The sequence below is a fragment of the Arenibacter echinorum genome (genome assembly GCF_003259375.1).
Lineage (GTDB): Bacteria > Bacteroidota > Bacteroidia > Flavobacteriales > Flavobacteriaceae > Arenibacter > Arenibacter echinorum.
The window spans coordinates 136,452-161,997 of the sequence record NZ_QLLN01000003.1 but is presented as its reverse complement, the minus strand read 5'-3'; the positions used below and the strand labels follow the sequence as shown (position 1 = coordinate 161,997).

The following is a 25,546-nucleotide window of genomic DNA, read 5'->3' as shown; positions in this document are numbered from 1 at the left end:
AATTTTTATAGTTTTTATCTGATATTGGTATTAATTGGCATCCGGATTAGTAGTTTTCAAAGCTGCTTTAAAATTGTTGAACAAAGGATAAGAACCTCCCAGCTTATTGTTCAGAACCTCTTTACTTTTGCCAGTTGAAACCAAACCGCAGATTTTAAATTCCTTTAAATTGTGATAAGCCGTTACAAGGGATGCACCCATATTTCCAAACCCCACTACCAGAACACGCACCGGATTGCTTTTATTGACCATAATATTAATATTAAATTTTACCAGTACTTATTTTAGGGAATTATCTTTCTGTTTTTAGGTCAGCGCTATCTGTCAAACCGCCCACCAAATCCTTTTGACCCCTATTGTCTGTATTAGGTAAAATGTGCGGCATCTTATTGTCTACTTTTAAGGTTCCTACAAGTTTTTCCCTGAAGAAAAACATGAATAACAAACCCACCAATAAAGCAATTATTGCTGGAACCAGCCAAATGGATTCCCATTGGTAGCTCAATATGCCATTAATGTCGACGAGAAAATTATCGGTTACTGCTCCTGAAACAAATGAGCCAATAAACATTCCCACCCCATAAGTTGCAAAAGTAATAAGCCCCTGGGCGGAATTTCGAAAGGAGGGTTTGGACTTCTTATCAATATAGATCTGACCGGAAACAAAAAAGAAATCATAACATACACCATGTAATATAATTCCAAAATATAACATCCAAATTCCTGGACCTATATCCCCATAAGCAAATAAAAGATAACGTACTACCCAAGCAAAAATACCTATCAGCATCATTTTTTTAATTCCGAGCCTTCTAAAAGCAAGGGGCATCAATAACATGAATAAAAGTTCGGAAACCTGCCCCAAAGTCATTTTAGCGGCAGCATTTTCCATCCCGATGTCATTCAGAAAAGGATTGGCAAAGTTGTAATAAAAAGCTAATGGGATACAAACTAGAATAGAGCTGACAAAAAAAACAACAAATGACCTTTTCTTAAATAAAACCAAGGCATCTAGTCCCAATATGGCAGAAATGCTTGCGCTTTTACCGGTAGGCGGGGTACTTGGCAAGAAGAAGCTTAAAATACCAAGCAACAAAGAACAATATGCCGCAATGCGGAAGGTCATATAAGAAGTCTCCAAATCCATAAACCCTATTAAAAGTCCCGCTGCTATCCAGCCCAAGGTTCCTAAAACCCTAATCCGTGGAAATTCCTTGTCGGGATCCTCCATTTGTGAAAAGGAAATGGAGTTAACCAAGGACATCGTAGGCATATACAACAATGTGTATAGTAAAATCAACCACCAAAATTTTTGAAAATGCTCAACGGTACTTATATAATATAAGGTGGCAGCACCCATTAAATGTAATGTTCCCAATACCTTTTGTGCGGAGAAAAATCGGTCAGCAACCAGACCAACGAAAAAAGGAGAGATAATGGCAGCTATAGAAAGGTTTGCATATGCTGCCCCCACTTGTGTTGCATTTACCTCCAATGAGGACATCAGATAGGTACCCATGGTAACATACCACGCTCCCCATATAAAATACTCCAATAGCATTAGAACGGATAAACGTAATCTTACTGAGTTTTTCATGGAGGTGAGTTGGTTGGTTATATTATTTTATGCAATGAATTCTATGGGGTAAAACTGAATATACTTTGGAAACAACGGAAAACCTCACCTTTTAGAATCAGACTTGTTGTTACTCATCCATAGGATTCCCAACTATTTATTTAGCAAAGGAGCTATCTGCTCAGCACTAGTTACCCCTGGCGGCAATTCTATTACTTTTAAATTCCTGAAATGAATCTCCGCACCTTCAGATTCGAGACAGAAATAACCTTTCTTTTGAGTGGATTTAGAAATACCATTCACAAATTTACCGTTAACAGAAAGTTTAATGACCCCATCTACACATACTACGTCATAGGTATTCCATTCTCCCTTTCCCTTACATCTATTCTCTACGGACTTACTTCTTTCCCCCCGTGGATTATCTGGTAGGGTCACTACTCCCCCTACACCCCAAACTTCCCCATGAACATAGGCTATGGGTTGCTGAACGCCATCTTTTGCATTTATGTTTACCCAGTCCAATTCCAACATCTGGATTTCCACACCGTCCGGCAATGGGGATTTCCCCTTTGGATCGGCACCGCTCCATGCAAATATTCCAGAATTGCCACCTGCTTCCATATGTCGCCATTCTACATGAAGGATAAAGTTTTCATATTGTTTCTCCGATCTTACTACCCCAATTGGATGGCCCAAGTTTACCAATACCCCATCTGCACCCACGGTCCAACCCTCTTTAACAGTATTCACATTGATCCATTTAATGGTAGATTCTTCTCCCGACTTCCCAGAAATCAAATTCTCCCAGGTATCCTCCTCGCCAAATTCAAATTCAAATGCTTCGTTCTGCGCCTCGGCCTGGTAAGCAATCATTATAATTAACAATACCGATAAAAGGGCAAATTTTCTATTAATCGAAATTTTCTTCATGTTTTTATGGTTCAATTATTTATCAAAATAAAATGGCTATTTAACAGATTACCGAACGTAGTTTTACGTTACAACAGAATAAAGTATTCCCATAAAAATAGCAATTTTGAGGACTCTTCACCTCTAAATTGCTAAATCTATAATTAGACCATTTTGGTGATGCCCGGAACCGCTATTCCTGGACCATCATATTTTAAATCCCAACTGTACTCATCGTTCTCGGGACCAAGGGATACGTTGGAGTTCATTGCCTCTTCCCAACTGATCGTTTGTCCGGAATAAGCAGCATCCCTAGCCATTATAGCCATCAAGGTACTATTGGCGGCCATTTCCCCATCGTTTATAGCACTTCCCATACGAATGGATTTAAACAATCCGTCGTGCTCACTTTGGTACATGTCGTTTGACTCCCCTTCATACTTCCATTCATTTTTGCCCCAAATCTCGTGCCTATTTCCCTGATAATATGCATTTCCAAGTGTACCGGCGACTTCTACAGAGTTTCTGGACGAACCTCCACTCAGTTGCCTTGTGGAAACATTTCCTTTTAAACCACCCCCATAATCAAATTCTACTGCAAAGTGGTCATAAATATTGCCGTACTTTTTATCCGTACGCCACTGCCTACCACCTACCCCGGTCGCACTCAATGGCATTCTTTCTCCCATGGCCCAGGAAATCATGTCTGTACTATGTACGAACATTTCTACAATAAAATCCCCGCTCAGCCAATTGTAATAATACCAGTTGCGCATTTTATATTGCATATCGTTCCAATCAGATTGGCGATCTTTGTGCCAAAGTTCACCCCCATTTCTAACGGAGGAAATGGATTTTATTTCCCCTATATCTCCACCCAATACTTTTCCAAAAAGGGCCTGTTTTGGTAAATCATATCTAAAACAGAGGCCAGAAACTATGGAAAGGTTCTTTTCTTTGGCTCTTTTTGCAGCTCCCAAGACTTTACGTATCCCAGGCGCATCCACGGCAACGGGTTTTTCATAGAACACATGTTTACCAGCGTCTATGGCCGCGCTAAAGTGTTTTGGCCTAAATCCTGGAGGCTCGGCCAAAAGCACAACATCTACACCGGAATCAATTAATTTCTGATAAGCGTCAAAACCAACAAATTGCATTTCTTTTTTTACATCTGCTCGTTGCCCATGTTCTTTCTTCAACAATTCCAAAGAACTGGTCAATCTATCCTCAAAAATATCGGCCATAGCATGCAGCACTGTATCAGGGTCTGCACTTAGTGCCTGTGCGGCCGCACCCGTACCTCTACCACCACAACCTATCAGGCCAACCTTCAATACTTTATTCTGCGTAAGGAATGGATTTGCAAAACCAGCGTTTAGGGTCGCTGCACTGAAAAGTGTAGCCGCCCCCGCCTTTTTTATGAAGGATCTTCGGTCAGAGCCGTCTAATGAAACAATACCTTTTTTAGTCATAATTTTTAATTTAAATAGCCCAGATTCTGGTTAATTATATCATTAATATTCATTTTGTACCGGGGGGAACAGGCCAGCAATAATCCCAGTATTAATTAAAATTAGCAAGCGCTCCATGGGCCAACAGCTTCCATTGACCGGAAACAGCATCTTAATAGTAAATTTTCTTGGTCCTACCTGGTTTTTACATAACCGATTTTCCAACGATTAATATCAAATAAGCGCAATCTCTCAAAAGCCAAATTCCTCAGTCGTTCAGCTTATGTTCCGTTAAGGGTGTCATTGTTATTCCAGACCTAATCTTTCTGTATAGGTTAAGGCCAGAATAGATATAACTTTGGTTCAACTTTTTGGTATATGCCATTTCTTTGTAAGTCTGCTACTAACCAAATATAATAATTTATAGTGAACAAGTTGATGACCAATAAGTTATCGAAATAAAATATTTAGACGGCTCGGATGAAGATTATCTTCTCCTTGAACATTTTAGTATTTATTGGTTTACTTTTACTAAAGATAGAATATTTGGCTGTACCAGTAACTGCGTTTGCATTGGTTTTGCCAAACAATCAAACTTGCTTGGTCCAAAGCGAAATGAAATTAGGTAGCGTACAACTATTAATAATACATTAATTAAGGTATATTTATTTACATTCTTAATTTCAAGCCTGTTTTTGCTACCATGGTCCACTAAGATGGGTCAGTTTAAAGGGTCGGCACCGACACGCTCCAACTTTCTTTTGCCCAAATAGTCAAACAACACGCTAACTACCAGGATTCATATTCGAATACTTTATCCAAAATAATTAAACCAAATACCACCGCTAATGTATAATCCAATTTAAATTCCTTAGATTCATTATATGTCAAATAAGCCCAAAATTAAAATCGCATTAATTGGATTAGGGAGGATTGCTCAAAAGGCCTATTTACCAATTTTAGCAAATCATTCAAAAGTAGATCCAATTCTTTGTACAAGAAATAATTATACTTTAAACAAACTTTCTAATGAATATAGAATACATAAAACCTGCTCAAGTTTAGATGAACTAATACTCTCAAAACCAGATGCAGCAATGGTTCACAGTTCAACTGAAAGTCACGTACTTATTATACCAAAATTGTTGGAAGCTAAAATTCCAGTTTTTGTAGACAAGCCCTTGAGCTATTCACTGGAAGAATCCGAAAGGATATTGGATATAGCCTCTAAAAATAAAGTACCCTTGTATCTAGGATTTAACAGAAGGTTTGCTCCTCTAATAAAATCATTATCAGAAGTACCAAACCCTATTCAAATATCGTGGCAAAAGAATCGGGTTGACCTCGCAGGTAATCCGCGAATTTTTATTTTTGATGATTTCATCCATGTAATTGATAGTCTTCGTTTTTTAGGTAAAGGGGCAATTCGGAATATAAATGTTGTTTCTAGAGTTAAAGACGAAAAGCTAGAGAATATTCAGGTCCAATGGCAACAAGGGGAAACGCTACTACTTGGAGGAATGAATAGAATTAGTGGTATTACTGAAGAAAAGATCGATTTGTTTTCAGTGGGGAATAAATGGGTAATCAATAATTTAAATTCTGGCACCCATTTTACAAAAGAAGAAGAAAATACGTTGAAGTTTGGTGATTGGGAATCTACTTTATACAAACGAGGATTTGTAAATATGATTGAAGATTGGATTAATGTTTTGGAAGAAAGAAGCTATAATCCTGAATCAATAGAGGATATTTGGGAAACTCATCAGTTATGCGAAACTATCTTGAACAAAGTATTAAATAGCTAATTCTAAGGATCACGTACCCCACTACGCAAAATCTACCGGATTTGAGCATTCCTCTAATTCGGGACCTCAAAGTCTGACCCTTTTTTCATCTGGTATGCCGTAGTTGTGAACTTTAAAACTTTCGACATTATAACTTTCAACTTCTCCGCCCGTTTGTCGGACAAATCAGTATTTCATCGATTCAGCCAATTCCAGAACCAATATTTGCTAATTTAGAAGGTTAGAAACAAACTCCTGGTTGTAGTACTCCCCCCGCTGCCCAACACAGAAAATTTTATTGGAATATTTAGAATTATAGGACACTAGAAGGTATTTAGGTGCTGTTTAGTTGGCTTGTAGTTTTTATAAGTGATATATAGTTAATAACTATATCTAATTGTTAGGTGTAAAACAGACCTCAATCAAGTAATCTAAAAGACAAAAAATGGTACTTATGGCAATTAATAATTTATTAAAACTTGAATCATGAAAAATATTGTTTTTGTATTAATATTTGCAACAATACCAACACTTACATTTGCCCAATTTAATGATGATGGAAAATCGAGCAATAACTCAATCAAAGAAAAAGTGGGTTCTGAATATAAAAATGCTTTGATGTATTATTCGCATATACCATTTAGCCCATATGGCATTAAGTATTCATATTGTAAATCTTGGGGATTTTATATAAGTGCAACATATGATTTTGAGACGGTGGATGGTGATGCATTCTTAAATGCTGGTGTTGTTAAATCTATTTCTAAAAAAACGCGTTGTTATATTGGTTCAGGTTATAACCCTATTTGGGAAGAAGCATGTGTGGAAACTGGGGTAACTTTTGTTTTTGGAAAATTTGCTTTAGATATTGGAGGAGGATTTAACTTTATTGTTCCTGAATATAGCTACGCAAATTTAGGGACTGGATTTAATTTCTAACCAATGCATACACCTAACATTAAGTATAGGTATTGGCAAGATTGGTACTGGTTTTGGGGTTTCGTAGCCCGTTCGTGCTTGTTCCCGGTCTGACAGTGAAAACTCAGGCAATCTGCCACTACCCTTACAATTTACCGTTAGGTGCAATTATGAGACTACTAACATTCATAAAGTAAATATATGAGTTCAAATTAGTTGGTAATTGTCTTTTTCGGACTACTTTATCTCGCATTTAAATTTTTCACCATAAAAAAAGGGAACCTTGAGGAGTTCTCAGTAGCAGGGAGGATTTTAGTTTTTTTTTGGTCTGGAAACCCTTGCAAACCCAACTCAAGCCCATGCTTTAAATAAGTTTGAATTCAACCACTCAAATTGGTAGTTAAAAAAACTATTAACTATTTTGCACATTAGATAACCAAGAAACCAATGACAAACAATTACTTTTTTAATTTTCGATCATATTGTTTTATGCTGATTGTATTGAGTTTTGCTTTTGCAAGCTGTTCCCCTCAAAATATTGTACTGGAAAACGATCATTTTAAATATGTAATAGAACCTAACGGGAAGAATCTTGAGTTTGTTGATAAGGCAACACATAACGATTATCTAGATACTGAATCAGGGTCAAAATGCGCTTATATATTCGTTGATGGACAAAGACATGATATCACCTCATTATCATTTGCAAAAGATAAATTTAAGATGGGATTTGGGGAGACCGGTGTTGATGTCGATATTCTAGTCAGTACCTCAAATGATCGCATCACTTTAAAGGTTGCATCAGTTTCCGGGGAAATTGAATCCCTCGTTTTTTTAAATGTTCCCCTAAAGCTCGAAGGCCAACCTTATGAACCTTTTGCTGCATGCGCACTCTCCATGAACCTTTTCACGCATGTCCGGCAGCTGCCACCTTTACAGACTGATCTTTGGGCAGAATGTTATAATAAATTCGGAATTGTAGGAGCAGAAGTGACCCTACTAGGCCTACCGCAACAGAAAGTACTTCCTGTTATTCGCGATGTGATCTCAACTGCCAAAAATATCCCTTTTTCAGATGCAGGAGGAGCCTGGGCACTTATGAAAAAGGAAGGGTACGGTTCTTACCTGATGAACTTTGGCTCACTTACCGAAGAAACAGTGGACGAATGGATTGAGACCTGTCATAATTTGGGTTTCAATCAGATCGATAGCCATGGGGGCGGTAGTTTTTTTGAGTTCGGAACCTTTGAGTTGAACAAGGAAAAGTGGCCCGATGGCTGGGATTCGTTCAAGCGGATCAATGAACTTTTACATAAGGCTGGTATTTCGCATATCTTTCATACTTACGCCTTTTTTATAGACAAAAACTCACGATACGTGACTCCTATTCCCAACAACGACCTGGGATATGTGAACACTTTTTCGCTTTTGGAACCCATTAATGAGACAACTGATGAAATTGTCGTAAAGGAACCAACAACCAATATATCTACAGTCACCGGTTTTCATACGGAAAACAGTGTAACCCTAAAAATTGGAGATGAGTTGATAGAATTTACCGGGGTTACTAAATCTGCTCCTTATAAATTCACCGGACTCAAACGTGGGGCAAATGGCACAAAAATCTCATCACATGGCCTAAATGAAGTCACTTATCACCTGAGCGAAAGATTCGGAAGATTCGTCCCCGGACCGGAAACCCCCTTATTTGATGAAATGGCGAAGAGGCATGCAGAAATTGTAAATCATTGTGGTTTTGATGGTATGTATTTCGATGCCATTGATGGAAGCGCTGTACTTGGAGGGGAAGAAAACTTCTGGTATTACGGGACCAAATTTATTTTTGAAGTGGTGAAAAATCTGGAACGGCCGGTTGGTATGGAGATGAGTTCTATGTCCCACCACTGGTGGCATTACCGCTCGCGCTGGCAGGCATGGGACAGGCCTGTCCGTGGATATAAGCGTTTTATTGATATTCATTTGGCATCTATAAAGGCATCTGGGCTCTTTCTCCCTGATGAAATAGTATCTTATGAATGGGAACACGGTAGATGGCCAGGACATACCCCCATAATAGATAAATATGCCGGGGTTGATAAGGGACAAATGCAGCTTCCTCTCCATTTGGGGTGGTGGGGTAACCAGATTTGGGGGCCACCTCAGGTAGAGCCAACCTTTTCCGACGATATTGAATATCTTGGTAGCAAAATGATAGGTAATAATGCTGGATTTTCACAATTGGGGGGAGTGGATAAAAAAACTTTAGAAGAAATCCCTCTATTCAAACAAGCTACAGAAATTATCAAGCAATATGATAAATTGAGACACGAAAATTACTTTGGAGAAAAGGTTAAAGAACTCCTTCGACAACCAGGAAAAGAATATAAACTTTTCCAGCAAGGAAATGACGAATGGAACTTTAAACCTATTGTCTATGACAAACACAAAGTTAAGGGCTTAGATCATTCTACGGCTAGCTGGACCGTAATTAATAAATTTGAAGCCCAGCCGATAAAACTCAGAATTGAACCGTTAATGTCGGTAAAATCCTATGACGACCCTTCCGGCATTATTTTAACTGATTTTTCAAAATCAACCGATTTTATCAACAAATCAAATGCAGAAGGGATCACAGGTCAAATAAGTGCAGCAGAAGAAAAGGTAGGAACGGGGGAAAAAGCAGCCATATTCTCTGCACAAAACAGTGGTGAGGCGCCGCAAGATGGTTCATACATTAATATGGAAAAAACTTTTGATCCATTGCTAGATCTAAGTAAAAATCAAGCGTTGGGGGTCTGGGTAAAAGGAGATGGCAATGGTCAAATACTCAATTTGAGTGTGAGGAGTCCCATACACATCTCACATGGTGCCCACGGAGATCATTTTATCAAAATAGATTTTACCGGTTGGAAATATTTTGAACTTGTGGAGATAGAATCTTCAAAGATCAGCGATTATATCTGGCCAGATGATTCTCATTTTTATGTATATGATTCTTACAGGCACACGGTTCACTTCGGAATGATCGAAAGATTGCAACTCTGGTACAATAATGTACAGGCTAATAAAAAAGTTAGTACAGAATTGGGCCCGGTCAAGGCATTACAAATGATTCCAGGATTTGTCGAAAATCCTTCGATTACAATTGAAGGGGAAACAATTGTTTTTCCAGTAAGAATGGAATCGGGCATGTATCTTGAATTCTTTTCGTCCAATGATTGTAAGCTCTATGGGTCCAAAGGGGAATTACTCGCAGAAGTAAAGCCCGAAGGCTCAATTCCCACACTTGCAAAAGGCAGCAATGAAATTTCCTTCGCTGGAAAAGGCCCAAATGAGATCAATGCTCGGGTACAAGTAACCGTTATTAGCGAAGGCGACCCTCTTGACAAAAATTAAATCACGTACCTTTTTATAAATCCCCCTGACCTAGCGCAAGCGTCCCGCTTGTGTTTAAATAAACTTTACCGCCGGTCCTAGTGCAAATTTCAAGGAATATAAAAAGGCGGTCTCTTTTCTTGTGTTTGTCTTTTGGATTTTATAAGATACGGTAATCTAGGTACCTTAAATATGCCTTCCGGCTATATCCTTTGGGCGTTCCCTCCTACGTCGGTCGGGCACTTGGCTATATCCCTTGCCTTGCTGCGGGGATGCCGCCGCGGTCCCTAACGCAAGCAAGTCTACCTGTACCCGGTGTAAAAGCCCATTGACCATTATCTTCAAAGTCTTTGGTCCGGTAGGTCTTCATAAAGCAATATCGAAGAATAAAGTTCGTTAATTTCAATAATAAAATAATTAAAACCGTTTTCATGCAAAGAACCTGTCTTCAATATCTTTTTTTGATGATTTTTGTTTGTTTTTCTTGTACAAATGATACAGAAGAAACATCGAAAGAAACGATTGACACTACAGCTCCTACTCTTAGTTTTTCCATAAGGGATATCGAAGCTTCTTCCAACGACCCCATTCGTGTGTCAGGGAAAATAAACATTAAGATAGAGGCCACTGATATAAGTGGCATTAGTAAAGTTGAAGTCTATATTAATAATGAAAAAGTTGCAGTAGATACTTCATCACCCTTCGATATAATCATTGACTTATCATCTTATACTTCAACGTCTAGTCTGAAAAAATTAGATTCTAACGCAATCTTAAAAATAATTGCTTATGATAAAGCGGGGAACGAAGCTACAATGGAACAAAATATCGTCATTTTTACCAGGGAATATCTTTTGGATATTAATATTCCTGAGGGGTTTCTCAATTCATTTTTCGAAAACGTTTATGTTTTCGCTTCTGATATGGACGGCAATTATTTAGAATCAACAACAGAACCTATCACTGCTTCCACCAGACAAATAAAGATATATGCCCCTGAGGATTTTGATTTGACCAAAGAGTTCATGATTACTTTTATGACTTTCAATCCCGGGAATGAAAACAGTTTTTCATATGCCACAACTTTTCAGAATTTAACGAAGGATAATCTCCAAGAAATTAATCTAAAGGTCCCAGAACGCTTTAGGGTATTTGAAAATGAATTAGTGCCTGCCATTGGTTTTGAAGACAATATCCACCCCGTTGGGTCTGGTATTGATTACAGAACAAGCTTAAATAACACAGATCAAGAATGGCTATTTCAAACATTAATTCCTGAAACAACGAATGATTTAACTACGAATAAAATTTACTTAAGCTATTTTTTAGACCAAAGTTTCACGAATTATCACTACCTATTTATTGACAGACCTTTAGCCGAAGATTTTCAGTTGGAGGCAAATAATTTTGTTAACGCCAATTCAACTTCGGGAAGCATTTCCTTTACCAACTTTCAACAACAACCCGAAATAAAAACCAGTCTTACAGTCTATGGTTACGAAAATGAAAACGATGTCCAAAAAAATATTTACCACACCCTATGGGGGCAAGGAACCACTAATTTTTCATTACCCATAATTTATAGCTATAACGATTCGTTTTACCAATATCGTCATCGCCTTTCAATGGAAAATTTTCACACAGAAGGACTGGGACTTCCTTTGGAGGAATATACCATTCCAAATTGGACTTTAAATCCTGTTGTCCAAAATAATAAGGTGATACTCAATAAAACTGGCGAAGGGCATTCAATAGGTAGAATTTCATTACAAGAGGACCAGGAAAAAGATATTTATGAATGGAGAATCTTATTCGACAGTGAAAAGACAAACGAAGTAGTTATTCCTAAAATTCCAGAACAATTACAAAACATCCCGTTTTTTACTTTATATGAATCCAATTCCTTTGAATTACAGCAGACTGAAATTAGTAAATTCGAGGGCATTGACAACTATGGACATTATCTAACGGAAATAATAAAGGAGAATAGAAATATTAATAATTACTCAAACAAAAAAGAAACAATATTTCAATCAAATCCAATGATTTATTTTCAGTTCAATGATTTTGTATTCGACTAAATCTATGCGGCATAAAGGAAGTACCTACCTTGGATTTAATTACTTTCCGGCAGCATTAATGAGTTTGTAATTTATTTAGTGGACAGACCATAACAACGATCTAAAGCAAAATACCTGGCCTATTCTTTGGGCGTTCCCTCCTACCTCGGGCGGGCCCTTGGCTATATCCCTTGTGGTGCTTCGGGGATGCCGCCGCGAACCCTACCTCCGGTAGGCAGGCCTAACGCGGGCAGGCTCGACCGAACAACATTACCTCAAACAATTCAGTAACTATTAAAATCGATAGAACTCACCTTATTTAGAATAAAGTATTCTTGAACCTCCTCCCTCTGCAGGCCTGTCTAACGATTAATACAGAATCAAACTACAGTATAAGCGCGTACCCCTTCCCTCCTATTCGGCTATCCGTTGGCCATAATAATCTGGAGAAAAAGGGATTATATGTTTTTGATGGTTTACAGAGCTTCAAAAAGAAGTAATCTAACCGTCGATTTGGGCAGATCTACTATGAGGCTGAAATCTTTACTGCTCAATATTTGTTCGCGGTCCAAGTCTAAATTGTGATTATCGTCCAATACATATTCGCTACACTTCAGTTCATTTTTAAAAGGAACATTCTTTATCTGGAGTTTATAGCGCGAAGCATTATCTTCAAAATTGCTTATTAAAACTGCTGTTTTTCCCTCACCTAATTCGGTAGAGGCTATAATAGAAACACCTGTTTCCTGTTTATTTCCTGAAGTAGAAACCCGTGTGCCCAATTGTACCATTTTATGATAGGCTTCCAAGGCATGAATTGCTTTTTTGGGTACTCCATATTTATCAAAAAGCCCAAAACGAAATATGGTTCCAAAAGCGGAATAGTATTGTGCCATATCCAGTTCTGTATCCTGCATATAAGATAAAACTGCGACGGTAAACGCTGCCCCAGGGGCGGCCATTGTTTGAGCCAATCCATCCCGTGATGCCTCTCTGCTTTTACCAGACCAGGATGATACGTAATTCCATTCGGACAGACTGATTTCCACATTTTTAAATCCATGTTTCCTTATAGCGGCGTTGGATATTTCAATTCTTTTCATGAAGTCGTCCGTACTTTTACTATAGATGTGATAGGAAACAAAGTCTAAAGGGGAATTGGTTTTTTTACAATGTTTAAGGAAAGCCTCGCCAAGCTCACTATCCATGTTATAGGCCAGCGTTGGCCCTCCAACTTTTAGGTTGGCATTGAGTTTTTTTAAGGTCTTTGCCGTTATTTCATATAATTGAAGATACTGTTCTTGGGTTCCTGACCAGCACTCTGCGATGTCCGGCTCATTCCAAACTTCCCAATATTGAATATCCCAATGAAAGCCATCGGCCCAGCCCATATTATAATGCTGTACTATTCGGGAACAAATGCGCGCCCATTTGTCAAAATCTGCCGGAGGATGGATGTAAAATTTTGGTTCCCCGTGCTCTATACTTTCGCCCAATCTAAATATTACTTTTGCGCCTAGGTCCAAGATCGACTTTATATAAATGTCCGTCTTTTGAAAACGATAGTTTGCCGGGTCATTTTCATCGGCATCAAAGTTTGGAAAGATGGTATGGATATCAACCGTTTCTTCATCGGAATATCGTGTATCATGAAGGCGAATATGTGGAGGGCCGAAGGTTTTGAAATATTCACTATTATCAAACGCATTTCCCAATCTAATTCTCGGACCGCCGTTAACCCCGTTCAAGGGCTTGAAACCACCCATGGTTTTAGATACGTCTACAACAAACTCAGGCAATGTTGCCGTGTCATTGCTTTGAGCCAGCAGTGCATTACCAGATAGTAATCCTAAAAATAAAAAAAGACCAAAAATTGCTGATGTAATACAATTGTTTGTTTTCATGGGTTTTTGGTTAGCTATTACGGTAAAATATCTAAATTATGATGTGTAATGAAAATGACTTGGATACACCTTCTTTTAATAATCGCATTGAATTGGCAGCACCTTAAAAAACTGTAATTAACAACCATTTTATAGTCAATGAAAACTTATGTACAGCAAACAAAGCATTATTTTATCGATTAAGCAAATACCAATACCAATATTAGTTATCTTAGAAGTTAAGAAACAAACATTTGGTTGTAGTACTCCCCCTCTTTACGCCACAAAAAATTTTATTGGATCAACAGGACACCTAAGTGTACTCAGGTACGGTCTAGTGGGATTGTAGTTTTAAAATAGATATATAGTTAATACCTATATCGAATTGTTGTGCATCATGCCATAGGCCTGTATATAATCTTCGGATTAAATTAAAATTATAGATTTAAAAAAATGAAATGAAACAAAACATATTATTACTCTTTATGACATTTATAAACGTAGGTTTTTTGCATTCCCAGAACCTCGTAAATGAAAGTTCACACTACAATCCCATGGATTTCTATGTATCCTCATTTAATCCAACTACAGGAAACGCATATCGTTCTTCAAATGGCACTCCTGGTCCTCTATATTGGCAAAACAGTTCCGATTATGTCATACATGCTACCTTGAGTGAAAAAGACACTACTGTTTTCGGTGATGTGACAATAACTTATACCAATAACAGCCCTGATCAATTGGAGTATTTATGGCTTCAACTAGATCAAAATATTTTTAAACCAGATTCTAGATCGGTTGCAGCTACCCGCTACCCAGGTGATTATTTTGGTGTTCTTGGAAATCCAAAAGGTGGTTACCAAATTAAGAATGTAACTATCAACCAAGGAGAGAATTCATATGCCGTACAACCAATTATTACAGATACAAGGATGCAGATTCGATTAAACACGGCCATGCAACCAAAAGGTGATCAGATCTCGATAAAAATAAATTTCAGTTTTGTAATTCCAATTGATGGAGCAGCCCGCTTTGGGCGACAGGATACTAAAAACGGTGTTATTTATCAAATAGCTCAATGGTATCCACGCATGTGTGTTTATGATGATGTAGAAGGCTGGAACACGCTTCCGTATTTGGGGCTTGGCGAATTTTATTGCGACTATGGCAATTATGATTATTACATCACTGCGCCAGCAGAGATGATTGTCTATGGGTCTGGTGACTTACAAAATGCACAAGATGTTTTGACAAAAGAACAAATAAAAAGACTTTCGTTAGCTTCAAAGAGCGACAGAACAATTGCTATTATTTCTTCTGACGAAGTTGGAAAACCTGCCATGCGTCCAAGTTCCAAAGGCTACCTAACCTGGCATTTTAATATGAACAATACAAGAGACGTGGCCTTTGCCGCATCAAAAGGATTAATATGGGATGCAGCAAAGATCAATTTGCCCTCTGGTCGAAAAGCACTTGCAATGTCTTGCTACCCAGTTGAAAGTGCAGGTGATACAGCATGGGCGAGATCAACAGAATATTTAAAAGCCAGCATAGAAATCTATTCAGAACATTTTTTTGAATATCCATGGAATAATGCAGTAAGTAGTGCAGGGATAACTGAAGGAATGGAATATCCTGGAATGATTTTCAATAATTATAAAGAGACAAAAGCTAGTTTGTGGTTTTTGATATCTCACGAAATTGGGCATAACTGGTACCCAATGATTGTAGGCTCAAATGAACGAAGATATATGTGGCACGATGAAGGTTTAAATACTTATGTAAACTTTATAGCCAACGATATTTTTAATAATGGAGAGTACGAAACCGACCCTTCCTATTTTGAAAAAGATTTTTTTGCATCCAGGGATTACAAGCAGTTCATGCAATACAAAGACCCATTAATGACTATGTCAGATGCAATGGATGAAGAGCAACATTGGCAGTTTTATGGCAAAACGGCTTATGGACTCAACTTACTTCGTACAGTTATAGTTGGCAAAGATCGGTTTGATTATGCCTTTAGAAAATATACCGAAGCATGGGCATTTAAACATCCAACACCCTATGACTTTTTTCATTGCATCAATAATGCAACAGGTGAAGATTTAAATTGGTTCTGGAACGAATGGTTTTATACCACCTGGAAACTGGATCAAGCAGTAGCATCTGTAAGCTACGTTGACAATGACCCTGCTAAAGGCTCATTAATCACAATTGAAAACAAGGGCAAAATGATTATGCCTGTTATAATCAAAATGACTCAAATGAATGGACAAACAGAGACGGTTCGACTACCGGTTGAAATATGGGCACGAGGATCCAACTGGACGTTTAAATATGCTTCTACATCTAAAATTGACAAAGTAATAATTGATCCGGAAAATCAATTCCCAGATCTAGAAAGAAAAAATAACGAATGGAAAAACATCAAATAATAAGATATAAAAACTTTATAAGTTGAGCTTTGAGTTTAATTAGGCACAAACTCACAACAATGTATAAAAATAATAGCCGAAATAGAAATGGATTCAAGGGTTGTAGCTCGCTTCAACATTCATGTAACGTAACATGAAAGTGTCACGTAATCGACTACTATTCTTATACTTATCGTTGGCAGCACTTAAAAGAAACTGTTTATGAATAAAAATTCAAGAAATCAAATTTTATCAATTTTGCTACTATCCTTGCTGATTGTGAGTTGTAAATCTAAACAAAGCACAGAAGAACTTTCAGAAAACACTACTTCAGACCAAATAGAAAGCACCTCAAGTCAATCTGAAAAAGAAATAAAAGCTATATTGGAAAGGATCTTGGCTGCAGTTGGAAACCGGGATGCTCAAGAATTGGATGACCTGAGTTTCGACCAGACCATTATCGCATATACGTATCCGAAGGATGGACAATGGCAGCATAAAGAGATGACTATTGACTCGTATTTGCAAACCATCCGAGATATGAAAGATCCAAAGCCTATTTTAGAATCCGCCAATTCGTTTAAGATAAATATAACCGAAGATCGATTGGCCTCAGTAATAATGCCTACCGTCATTTCAAAATTCGGTGTTGCCAGTAGCAATGAGGTCAATCATGCTATAATGATGAAAGACAGCGACCAATGGAAACTGTTAAGTATTTCATGGACCGCTCACCGGATTCCCGAAGAAGAAAGAGAATTCGATTTAAATCTCTGTGCACGCAACTATGCCCAAGTCTGGGGTAGTAACCGACCTGAGTTTGTTGCTATGTTTTATGCTGAAGACGGTTCATTACAAGTGAATGACGGAGAACCTGCCGATGGTAGAAATGCCATTACAAATGTTGCTAAAGGATTTATGGACGCTTTTCCTGATATGATTGTTTCAATGGATAGTCTAGTCACTAAATCTGACAAAAAACGATTCTATTGGACACTGACCGGAACAAATGACGTACCAAATGGAACAGGAAAGAAAGTTAAAATTAGTGGATTTGAAGAATGGACATTAAATGATGATGGATTAATCCAAGAATCAAAAGGCTATTTTGATGAAAAAGAATACAAGCGACAACTTGAATTTGGAACGGATAAATAATAACTGCTGCCAACAATTAATAAAAAGAAGATTGCAATGCTCATTAAGATTAAACCATATATATCAAAATTGGTAGTAATTATAATTTTTGGTATTACAGCATGTCAGCCTAGTAATGACAATTCAAAAAACAGACCCAATATTATCATTTTCTTTACCGATGATCAAGGATACGCAGATGTGGGGTGCTATGGTGCAGAAGGTTTTGAGACGCCTCATATTGATCGTTTAGCTTCTGAAGGTATTCGTTTTACCAATTTTTATGTTCCAGCAACAGTTTGTACGCCTTCTAGGGCCGGTCTTTTAACAGGTCGCTATCCTAAAAGATACAATCTTCACGAAGCGGTTCTTTTCCCTTTTTCAGAAGGTGGGCTTTCATTGAACGAATATACGATGGCAGAATTACTAAGGGACAATGGTTATACAACTTCCATTATCGGGAAATGGCATTTGGGTCATAAAGAGGAGTTTATGCCAAATAATCAGGGTTTTGATATGTTTTATGGTGTGCCCTATTCCAATGACATGGATAATTACTATTATAAGGAGATTGATTTTCAATCCCCTCCCCTTCCATTTTATAGAAACAAAACATTGATAGAAAGCGGCCCTGACCAAGACTATCTAACCAAAAGATATACTGAAGAGGCCATTGATCAAATAAGAAATAGAAGTGAAAAACCATTTTTCATGTATGTTGCCCAAAATATGCCACATACACCACTACACGCTTCTCCTGCTTTTATAGGTAAAAGTGAAAAAGGATTATATGGCGATGTTATTATGGAATTGGATTGGAGTGTAGGAGAGATCGTAAAAACGCTGAAAGAACAAAAAATCTATGATAATACTATTTTTATTTTCACCTCTGACAATGGACCTAGAATTGGTTCTGCAAAACCACTGAGAGGCAAGAAAGCTGAAACTTGGGACGGAGGTCAGCGGGTGCCGGCAATAGTGGCTTGGCCAGGAAAAATTCCTAAAGGAGTGGTTAGTAGTGATTTTACTACCACTTTGGATTTATATCCAACACTTGCAAAGATATCTGGTTCAAAGATTCCCAATGATTTAAAATTGGACGGCTTGGATATTAGCGATTATCTTTTACATCCTGAAACTACCAAATTACCAGAACGGCCGTTTTATTTTTATGCCAGAAACGGGGAAATGGAAGCTGTTAGAATGGGGAAATGGAAACTTCATATTGAAAAATCCAGAGGGTGGAATTTAGAGGAAAGTGGTGTTTTTCCTGTTTCTCTATATAATCTTGATGCGGACATAGGTGAAAAAAATAATGTGGTAGATCAATTTCCTGAGGTTGTTGAGGAATTAACGAACACGATGAAAGAATTTGAAGCTGAATTATAATAAGACAATAACACTATATAGTATCGATTGGCGAATAACATATTGGTAACAAAATATAAAAATAAGTACTCTATTTAGGGCTTACCTACCGGCCGGCAGTTAGGGTTAATTATAACCCGTCCTGAATCATCTGCACATACAAATACTCAAAAGAAAAAAATATCTAGTGCATGATATTGCGGATTAGTTATTAGATTGTCATTATTTACATTTGTGTTATCGTCAAACAAATTATTACATGAAAAGAAGATCAATGTTAAAATCCATGGGAGCAGTCTCTCTTGGAATGGTAACACCATCCTTTGCAAAGGGAGAATCGCTCGTAGCGCCATATAAAGTAAAAGAAGAAAGTATAACTACAGAGATATTGGTAGTAGGTGGTGGTACGGCTGGTACTATTGCCGCTATACAGGCTGGCAGAGCCGGAGCAGAAACGATCTTGATTGAAAGTGGGAGTCAGTTGGGAGGAACTACCACGACTGGCGGCGTTGCCTTTCCGGGGATATTCCATGCTTGGGGCAAACAAATTATTGGAGGTATTGGTTGGGAATTAGTGATGGATTGTGTGGAGTTGAATGGAGATAAATTACCCAATTTCTCTAAAGTTCCAGATAGCCATTGGAAACATCAAGTAACGATAAATGTGCCATTATATACTTTATTGGCCGAAGAGAAATGCCTGGAGGCAGGTGTGGATATTCGTTATTATGAATCTCCAACACAGATTGAATTTAAAAAGGGAAAATGGATCGTTGAATCCGTTGGAAAAGGGACAAAAACAACCATCGTCTGCAATCAAATAATTGATTGTACTGGAAATGCATTGATAGCATCGATGGCCGGTTATGATGTGCTAAGAGAAAAAGATACCCAACCTGGCTCCTTGATCTTTAGATTGGGAGGCTATAACTATGATTCACTTGATTTAACCAAGATTCCGGAAAAATACCACCGCGTATTGAGACAAAACATGCTCGAAAATTCAAAAAGGGAAAGTCGTGAGCACACCTATGTTCCCTATAGTTATGTATATGTGCCGGGTGCAGATTCTACCACTTCCGAAGTACATACCAAGGCCAATAATGAAGGAAGAAATACCCTGCTAAAATTGGTAAGAACGCTAAAGACTTTTCCGGGGTGTGAGAATTTGAAACTGGTGGATTTAAAAACGGAAACTGCCGTTCGAGAAACTTATCGAATAGACGGTTTGTATAAAATGAACAAGGATGATTATACCTCTGGAAAGGTGTTTGACGATGCTATTTCACATTCTTTTTATCCGATCGATCTGCATAGGGAAGGAAAATCTATTTATCAAGAATTTTTAAAACCTGATGTGGTAGCGTGTATTCCGTTGCGATCATTAATTCCGAAACAAAGCCGGAATTTTCTGGTAGCGGGTCGTTGTGTGAGTAGTGATCGCTTGGCAAACTCTGCACTCCGCGTTCAGGCATCCTGTATGGGTATGGGACAAGCAGCAGCAGTAGCTGCGGTATTGGCCAGTAAGCAAGGTGTTTCCCCTGAACAAGTGGATATTAATGAAATTAAGGAACTGTTGAAAAAACATGGAGCCATTGTTCCCGCTCAAAAATAGAGAATTACAGCATGATCAAGGTCCGTTTTTTTAACGTGGTAATTATTGGATTATTAGGGATGGTGTTAACCTCTTTTTTACAAGAAAAAGAATCCATAAAATATTGGCAAGTGGCTACGATTGAAAGTAGTGCTGCTGACGAACCTTTAATTGTTGAGACTTATAAGGACACGCTAACCAATGAAACTATTTTTTTACACAAGACAAAGGATAATCTACCGCTGCATTACTATAAAAAAGTAACAGGTGAAGTGTGTATTGACCAAGAATGTAGGTTGTTGAACATTGTGGTTTACTGGAATATTACGGGCAGGTATTTAGGGTTTGAATTGCCCAAAGGGGAGTTTTTGAGTAAATATGACCACGAACCATTTTCTGAAAGTGAATACCAACGATTACACCAATTATTGGCAGATTCATCAATGCCCTTAGATGTGGTATCTTTTGAAAAGCTGGTAGAGCAACCCAATAAGGAGCAAGGTACTGCTGATGCTGTTTCTGGAGCCACTTCAAAAAGTGTAGCAGACATGGTAGTAAAGGGGGCCGCCTATACCACGTATAAATTATGGAATGTAATAAATGGTCCAACGATGGATTTGGTTTCAGAACTCACAGAAAAACAGTTGACACCCTTATTGATAAATCGTATTTTACAAAGTCCGGATAACAGTGATAAGCTGTGGGCTTTGAATAGAATTGTCAGTGCAACAGAACTGACACCAGATCTAGAGACATCACTTTTAGAAATCGTTTCTTCCGATGATTTTTATTTGGCATATAGCGCTATTCAAGCTGTAGAACCTGTTCATTTAAAAGCTACCGATTTGCAAGAGCATTTATATTCAATGTATGCAAATGTCAATCACAGTATCCAGAAGGAATTGCTGAAAAAGTTGGGACAGGCTCCTGAACTGAGCTTAGAGGTTGTAAATGCGTCTAGAGATTTGTTGAATCAATTAAATGGACAGCAATTGGATGATCTGTTAAAACTGTATTCAAAACATGGCGTAAACGACCTTGAAACGTGTAGATCTGTGGTAAGAATTCTGGAAAATGAGAACAAATATATTTCAAAAAAGGCCTACGACTTTTTAATTGGACTACAAATAGATGATGCTACTATCATGGAACGTTTAGATGCTTATAAAAAGGGAAAACATTAACGACTCCTTAAAAGTGTAGGGCTAACAATACACTCCAAATATTGGACTTTTGTAGGCCGTGACAACTCCACCCCCAGGACCCGCATAAAATACCATACAACGGATATATTAGGACTTTATCGATTAAGCGGATTCCATAACCAATATTTGTTAACTTAGAAGGTTAGAAACAAACTCCTGGTTGTAGTACTCCCCCCGCTGCCCAACACAGAAAATTTTATTGGATTAATAGGAATTATAAGACAATTAAAGATATCTAGTTGCGGCCTAGTTGATTTATAGTTTGCTATAAGTAGTATATCATCAATGATGATATCCAATTGTTGGCAATAATTTTAACCACGACAATAATTTAGATGAAAATTAATAATGTTTTGGCGATAGCTATTAATGATTACGATAATTTAGAATTGAATAAAATTCAAAATTGCCACAAAGATGTTTCTTCAATTGTTAATGTGCTCACCGAAAAATATGCAATCGATGATGTTGAATTCATCTCTGAAAAAAGTGAAACAACAAGAAAGTCATTATATAATAAATTAAATGAATACTTTATTAATCGACTAGAAGATGAAAATGTACTTTTAATTTATGCAGGTCATGGAGAATATAACGAAAAACTTAATACTGCTTATTGGCAACCTTCAGACGCTGACCCTAACGATTCATCAACTTGGATTAATATTAGTGAAATAATGACTTTCATAAGAGCTTCAAAAGCTTATCACATAGGAGTTATATCCGATTCTTGCTTTTCAGGTGCAATGTTCGAACCTATGAACCGAGGTGGAGGAATTGACGCTTTTAATTCAAAAAAATCACGACTAGGACTAACTTCTGGAAGTTTAGAAAAAGTTAGTGATGGACACAAAGGGGAGTTAAGTCCTTTTGCAGATTCATTAATAAAAATGCTAAATGAAAATACTCAAGATGAATTACCTTTTAGCATACTAGGGACTAACTTAATAATGGAATTTAATCCTGAAAAAAGACAAACACCTATGTTCGGTCCTTTATATAATGTCGGTCACGAAGGAGGTTCTTTTTTATTTAAACTTAAAAAGAAAAGAAAAAGTGTTTCAAAAATTGACAATAAAAATAAATTCTTGAAGGAAAGAATGGAAAACTTGTTCATTCCTATCTCTGAATCTGATTTGAAAATCATAGAAGAATTTGACCCAATTACTGAATTAAAGACAAAGGCTGTAAAGAATCAAAAATATGAAGAAGCTGCAAAATATAGAGATGAAGAAAAAGCATTAGAAAAAAAAATCAAAACAAATTCTTCACACTACATAGATTCATTTTTAGCAACTATGGCATATTCAGCATCAGAAGTCAAAAAAGCTAAAGAACTTGATAATAAAATTGCGAAATACAAAAAAGAAATAGAGAAAGAAAAAGGCAAATCTTCTGAAGAAGAGAAAAAATTAAAAGAAAAATATGAAAAGTCAATTATCGAAGGTGAAGGTCTTTTTGAACAAGAGCATTTTTCAGAATTTTGGAAGATTTTTTTAAAATACTCTAAACCATCAAATCCAGCAGTGAGTTTATTTGTATCAGAAAAGGGAAATTTTGTGAACGCCTACAAGAAAAATATAATCGATGTATATGAGCATATAGTTAGAATTAAGTGTATTTCAGAAAGTGAGTTTTTAAATCAAAAAATATCTGACCTTAAAGAAATTCTGATTAAAATTTATGATTATGAAATTGGTTTACTTTTAAAAGGTTACAGAGATGAATTGGATGAAATAATGACCATTAAAGAGCTAGATGTTAAGGTTCTAAATTGGATTAAACATAAATAAACTATTGCCAACACCGTATAAAAATAATTACGGTTTAGTGGCTTAATCAAAGGTCGTTGCGTGTTTGTAACGTCTGATTTTCCTGCGGAAAATCCTCGCATACAAACCCGCAACTATTCTTATACATAAATGTTGTGTACATCTTGTACTAACCAAGAAAACTTAAATTATGACAAGAAAAAAAGTAATTTTTATAGCATTTGCGATTGAGGACGAACGCTCAAGAGATTTTTTAAAAGGGCAATCCTTAAATACAAATTCGCCATTTGAATATATTGATATGTCTGTAAAAGAAGCATATGTTTCTGAATGGAAGGACAAAGTAAGAGAAAGAATAAAAAGGTCAGATGGTGTTATAGTTTTGGTAAGTAAAAATTCATTGAATTCAAGCGGACAAAAATGGGAAATTCAATGTGCTCGAGAAGAAGGTAAACGAGTTTTAGGAATATATGCCTACAAAGATGACAGAACCAATATTGTAGGAGTAAACATAAAAGTTTGGACTTGGGAAAACATAAGAGTTTTCATTGATAGCTTATAAAACATTGATATGTGGCCATTAATTTTAGGTGCTGGAGCAGCATTACTCTTAAATGAACTGTTTGAAGAAAAACCTAAATCGAATAAGCGGATTTTTATAAGCTTTGCGATTGAGGATGCAAAATACAGAGACCATTTTGTAGCCCAAGCTAAAAAAGGTAATTCACCTTTTTCATTTGTAGATATGTCAGTTAAAAAACCTTGGGACGAGAAAATTTGGAAACAGAAATGCAGAAGCAAAATAAAATCTTGTGATGGCGTGATTGTTTTATTAAGCAAGAACACATATCATTCAAGTGGAACGAGATGGGAAATAAAATGTGCAAAACAAGAAAATATTCCAGTAGTAGGAATGCATATTCAAAAAAAATATCAAGGAGCAATTCCACCAGAACTTAAAGTTGAAAAAATAATAATTTGGACTTGGAAGAATTTAGAAAAAGTCATTAGAAAAATTTAATATGAGAAAAGCTTTAGTTGTAGGAATAAATAATTATCCAACTGCACCTTTAAGAGGATGCATAAATGATGCTTCTGCTTTTGGAAACACTCTTGAAGTCAACGGAGATGGTTCACCAAATTTTGACGTTCGATTAATGACTGATGTAGAAAAAAAATCTGAATTAAAAGGTCAAATTAGAGAATTGTTTGCGGGAGATTCAGAAACCGCCTTATTTTATTTTTCAGGACACGGATTTTTTGATGATTTAGGTGGTGGCTTTATTGTTACACCGGATTATCAGCCGAATGACGAAGGAGTCTCTATGGACGAAATTTTGAATATTGCAAATGATTCTAAAGCAAAAAATCGTGTAATAATCCTAGATTGCTGTCATTCTGGTTCATTTGGTTCTCCTCAAATATCTGGTGGTAAAAATGCGCAAATTGGAGAAGGAGTTTCAATTCTGACTGCAAGTAAATCTGACGAAGTTTCTTTAGAAATAAATGGTCACGGAGTATTTACGAATTTACTTCTCGATGCACTACAAGGTGGAGCTTCTGACCTACGAGGACATATAACACCAGGAAGCATTTATTCATATATAGACCAAGCTTTGGGACCTTGGGACCAAAGACCAGTATTTAAAACTAATATTACAAGGTTCACATCATTAAGAACTGTGAATCCACAAGTTCCTTCTGATATTTTAAGAAAACTTACAAAATATTTTGAAACCGCAGAAAGCAAATATGAACTTGACCCTTCATTTGAGTTTACCAATGACCCAAAAATTGAACATAATTATGTTGAGCCATATGCTTCAGGCGACAAGGTGACGATTTTTAAAGAACTTCAAAAACTTGCGAGCGTTGGATTAATAGTACCTGTAGATGAACAACATATGTATTTTGCAGCTATGAATTCCAAATCTTGTAGACTGACTGCATTAGGTTTTCATTATTGGAGACTTGTAAAAGATAAAAGAATATAAAAAACTGTACACAACAATGGCTCTAAGTAATTGCTTGTTCTCGCCTACTTCTAAAAATCCTCGCAGATTTTCAGTTTGGTGTGTACTTGCAAAGTTA

18 protein-coding genes are annotated in these 25,546 nt (G+C 37.0%); 13 read left to right on the top strand and 5 right to left on the bottom strand.

The features are described from left to right. Positions 1-30: 30 nt before the first annotated feature. The 4 genes from LV92_RS07925 to LV92_RS07910 form a co-directional block, all read right to left on the bottom strand. Positions 31-252, bottom strand: a complete 222-nt coding sequence (locus tag LV92_RS07925; protein WP_211322948.1) for a Gfo/Idh/MocA family oxidoreductase — start codon at positions 250-252, stop codon at positions 31-33. A gap of 40 nt (positions 253-292) precedes the next feature. After that, positions 293-1,597 (bottom strand): nucleoside permease, encoded by a 1,305-nt coding sequence (locus tag LV92_RS07920; protein WP_111623122.1) that lies wholly within the window; start codon positions 1,595-1,597, stop codon positions 293-295. Between the two features lie 132 nt (positions 1,598-1,729). Continuing rightward, on the bottom strand, positions 1,730-2,509 hold the full coding sequence (locus tag LV92_RS07915) for a 3-keto-disaccharide hydrolase (RefSeq protein ID WP_245946300.1): 780 nt from the start codon (positions 2,507-2,509) through the stop codon (positions 1,730-1,732). A 143-nt stretch (positions 2,510-2,652) separates the two neighbouring features. Further along, on the bottom strand, positions 2,653-3,960 hold the full coding sequence (locus LV92_RS07910; protein WP_111623121.1) for a Gfo/Idh/MocA family protein: 1,308 nt from the start codon (positions 3,958-3,960) through the stop codon (positions 2,653-2,655). Between the two features lie 863 nt (positions 3,961-4,823). On the opposite strand from LV92_RS07910, the gene LV92_RS07905 reads away from it, so the two are divergent. From LV92_RS07905 to LV92_RS07885, 4 genes are all read left to right on the top strand, one after another. Continuing rightward, on the top strand, positions 4,824-5,747 hold the full coding sequence (locus LV92_RS07905; protein ID WP_111623120.1) for a Gfo/Idh/MocA family protein: 924 nt from the start codon (positions 4,824-4,826) through the stop codon (positions 5,745-5,747). A 465-nt stretch (positions 5,748-6,212) separates the two neighbouring features. Further along, positions 6,213-6,665 (top strand): hypothetical protein, encoded by a 453-nt coding sequence (locus LV92_RS07900; RefSeq protein WP_111623119.1) that lies wholly within the window; start codon positions 6,213-6,215, stop codon positions 6,663-6,665. 468 nt (positions 6,666-7,133) lie between these two features. Further along, entirely contained in the window at positions 7,134-10,040 is a 2,907-nt protein-coding gene (locus LV92_RS07895; protein ID WP_111623118.1) for a carbohydrate binding domain-containing protein, read from the top strand. 410 nt (positions 10,041-10,450) lie between these two features. Beyond that, complete coding sequence (locus LV92_RS07885; protein WP_111623116.1) at positions 10,451-12,100, top strand: Ig-like domain-containing protein; 1,650 nt, start codon at positions 10,451-10,453, stop codon at positions 12,098-12,100. Between the two features lie 455 nt (positions 12,101-12,555). Here the strand turns inward: LV92_RS07885 and LV92_RS07880 are convergent, their stop codons facing one another. Next, the gene (locus LV92_RS07880) at positions 12,556-13,983 is read right to left on the bottom strand and encodes a GH39 family glycosyl hydrolase (RefSeq protein WP_111623115.1); all 1,428 of its coding nucleotides are present in this window, start codon (positions 13,981-13,983) and stop codon (positions 12,556-12,558) included. Between the two features lie 437 nt (positions 13,984-14,420). On the opposite strand from LV92_RS07880, the gene LV92_RS07875 reads away from it, so the two are divergent. The 9 genes from LV92_RS07875 to LV92_RS07835 all read left to right on the top strand — a co-directional run bounded on the left by LV92_RS07875 (position 14,421) and on the right by LV92_RS07835 (position 25,449). Next, positions 14,421-16,400, top strand: coding sequence for a M1 family metallopeptidase (locus tag LV92_RS07875; protein WP_111623114.1), 1,980 nt, complete (start codon positions 14,421-14,423; stop codon positions 16,398-16,400). A gap of 201 nt (positions 16,401-16,601) precedes the next feature. Next, entirely contained in the window at positions 16,602-17,537 is a 936-nt protein-coding gene (locus LV92_RS07870; protein ID WP_111623113.1) for an ester cyclase, read from the top strand. A 36-nt stretch (positions 17,538-17,573) separates the two neighbouring features. Further along, the gene (locus tag LV92_RS07865; protein WP_111623112.1) at positions 17,574-18,905 is read left to right on the top strand and encodes a sulfatase family protein; all 1,332 of its coding nucleotides are present in this window, start codon (positions 17,574-17,576) and stop codon (positions 18,903-18,905) included. A gap of 238 nt (positions 18,906-19,143) precedes the next feature. After that, complete coding sequence (locus tag LV92_RS07860) at positions 19,144-20,499, top strand: FAD-dependent oxidoreductase (RefSeq protein WP_111623111.1); 1,356 nt, start codon at positions 19,144-19,146, stop codon at positions 20,497-20,499. A gap of 11 nt (positions 20,500-20,510) precedes the next feature. Continuing rightward, on the top strand, positions 20,511-21,662 hold the full coding sequence (locus LV92_RS07855; protein WP_111623110.1) for a hypothetical protein: 1,152 nt from the start codon (positions 20,511-20,513) through the stop codon (positions 21,660-21,662). A 356-nt stretch (positions 21,663-22,018) separates the two neighbouring features. Beyond that, complete coding sequence (locus tag LV92_RS07850) at positions 22,019-23,476, top strand: caspase family protein (RefSeq protein ID WP_111623109.1); 1,458 nt, start codon at positions 22,019-22,021, stop codon at positions 23,474-23,476. Positions 23,477-23,645: 169 nt separating this feature from the next. Further along, on the top strand, positions 23,646-24,017 hold the full coding sequence (locus tag LV92_RS07845) for a TIR domain-containing protein (RefSeq protein WP_111623108.1): 372 nt from the start codon (positions 23,646-23,648) through the stop codon (positions 24,015-24,017). A 9-nt stretch (positions 24,018-24,026) separates the two neighbouring features. Further along, the gene (locus LV92_RS07840) at positions 24,027-24,476 is read left to right on the top strand and encodes a TIR domain-containing protein (protein WP_111623107.1); all 450 of its coding nucleotides are present in this window, start codon (positions 24,027-24,029) and stop codon (positions 24,474-24,476) included. Position 24,477: 1 nt separating this feature from the next. Then, a complete protein-coding gene (locus tag LV92_RS07835) occupies positions 24,478-25,449 on the top strand; it encodes a caspase family protein (protein WP_111623106.1) in 972 nt (323 codons plus the stop codon). Positions 25,450-25,546 lie beyond the last annotated feature (97 nt).

Coding starts and splice junctions, on each gene's coding strand:
- LV92_RS07925 (WP_211322948.1), bottom strand. CDS start 252: ATGGTCAATAAAAGCAATCCGGTGCGTGTTCTGGTAGTGGGGTTTGGA.
- LV92_RS07920 (WP_111623122.1), bottom strand. CDS start 1,597: ATGAAAAACTCAGTAAGATTACGTTTATCCGTTCTAATGCTATTGGAG.
- LV92_RS07915 (WP_245946300.1), bottom strand. CDS start 2,509: ATGAAGAAAATTTCGATTAATAGAAAATTTGCCCTTTTATCGGTATTG.
- LV92_RS07910 (WP_111623121.1), bottom strand. CDS start 3,960: ATGACTAAAAAAGGTATTGTTTCATTAGACGGCTCTGACCGAAGATCC.
- LV92_RS07905 (WP_111623120.1), top strand. CDS start 4,824: ATGTCAAATAAGCCCAAAATTAAAATCGCATTAATTGGATTAGGGAGG.
- LV92_RS07900 (WP_111623119.1), top strand. CDS start 6,213: ATGAAAAATATTGTTTTTGTATTAATATTTGCAACAATACCAACACTT.
- LV92_RS07895 (WP_111623118.1), top strand. CDS start 7,134: ATGCTGATTGTATTGAGTTTTGCTTTTGCAAGCTGTTCCCCTCAAAAT.
- LV92_RS07885 (WP_111623116.1), top strand. CDS start 10,451: ATGCAAAGAACCTGTCTTCAATATCTTTTTTTGATGATTTTTGTTTGT.
- LV92_RS07880 (WP_111623115.1), bottom strand. CDS start 13,983: ATGAAAACAAACAATTGTATTACATCAGCAATTTTTGGTCTTTTTTTA.
- LV92_RS07875 (WP_111623114.1), top strand. CDS start 14,421: ATGAAACAAAACATATTATTACTCTTTATGACATTTATAAACGTAGGT.
- LV92_RS07870 (WP_111623113.1), top strand. CDS start 16,602: ATGAATAAAAATTCAAGAAATCAAATTTTATCAATTTTGCTACTATCC.
- LV92_RS07865 (WP_111623112.1), top strand. CDS start 17,574: ATGCTCATTAAGATTAAACCATATATATCAAAATTGGTAGTAATTATA.
- LV92_RS07860 (WP_111623111.1), top strand. CDS start 19,144: ATGAAAAGAAGATCAATGTTAAAATCCATGGGAGCAGTCTCTCTTGGA.
- LV92_RS07855 (WP_111623110.1), top strand. CDS start 20,511: ATGATCAAGGTCCGTTTTTTTAACGTGGTAATTATTGGATTATTAGGG.
- LV92_RS07850 (WP_111623109.1), top strand. CDS start 22,019: ATGAAAATTAATAATGTTTTGGCGATAGCTATTAATGATTACGATAAT.
- LV92_RS07845 (WP_111623108.1), top strand. CDS start 23,646: ATGACAAGAAAAAAAGTAATTTTTATAGCATTTGCGATTGAGGACGAA.
- LV92_RS07840 (WP_111623107.1), top strand. CDS start 24,027: ATGTGGCCATTAATTTTAGGTGCTGGAGCAGCATTACTCTTAAATGAA.
- LV92_RS07835 (WP_111623106.1), top strand. CDS start 24,478: ATGAGAAAAGCTTTAGTTGTAGGAATAAATAATTATCCAACTGCACCT.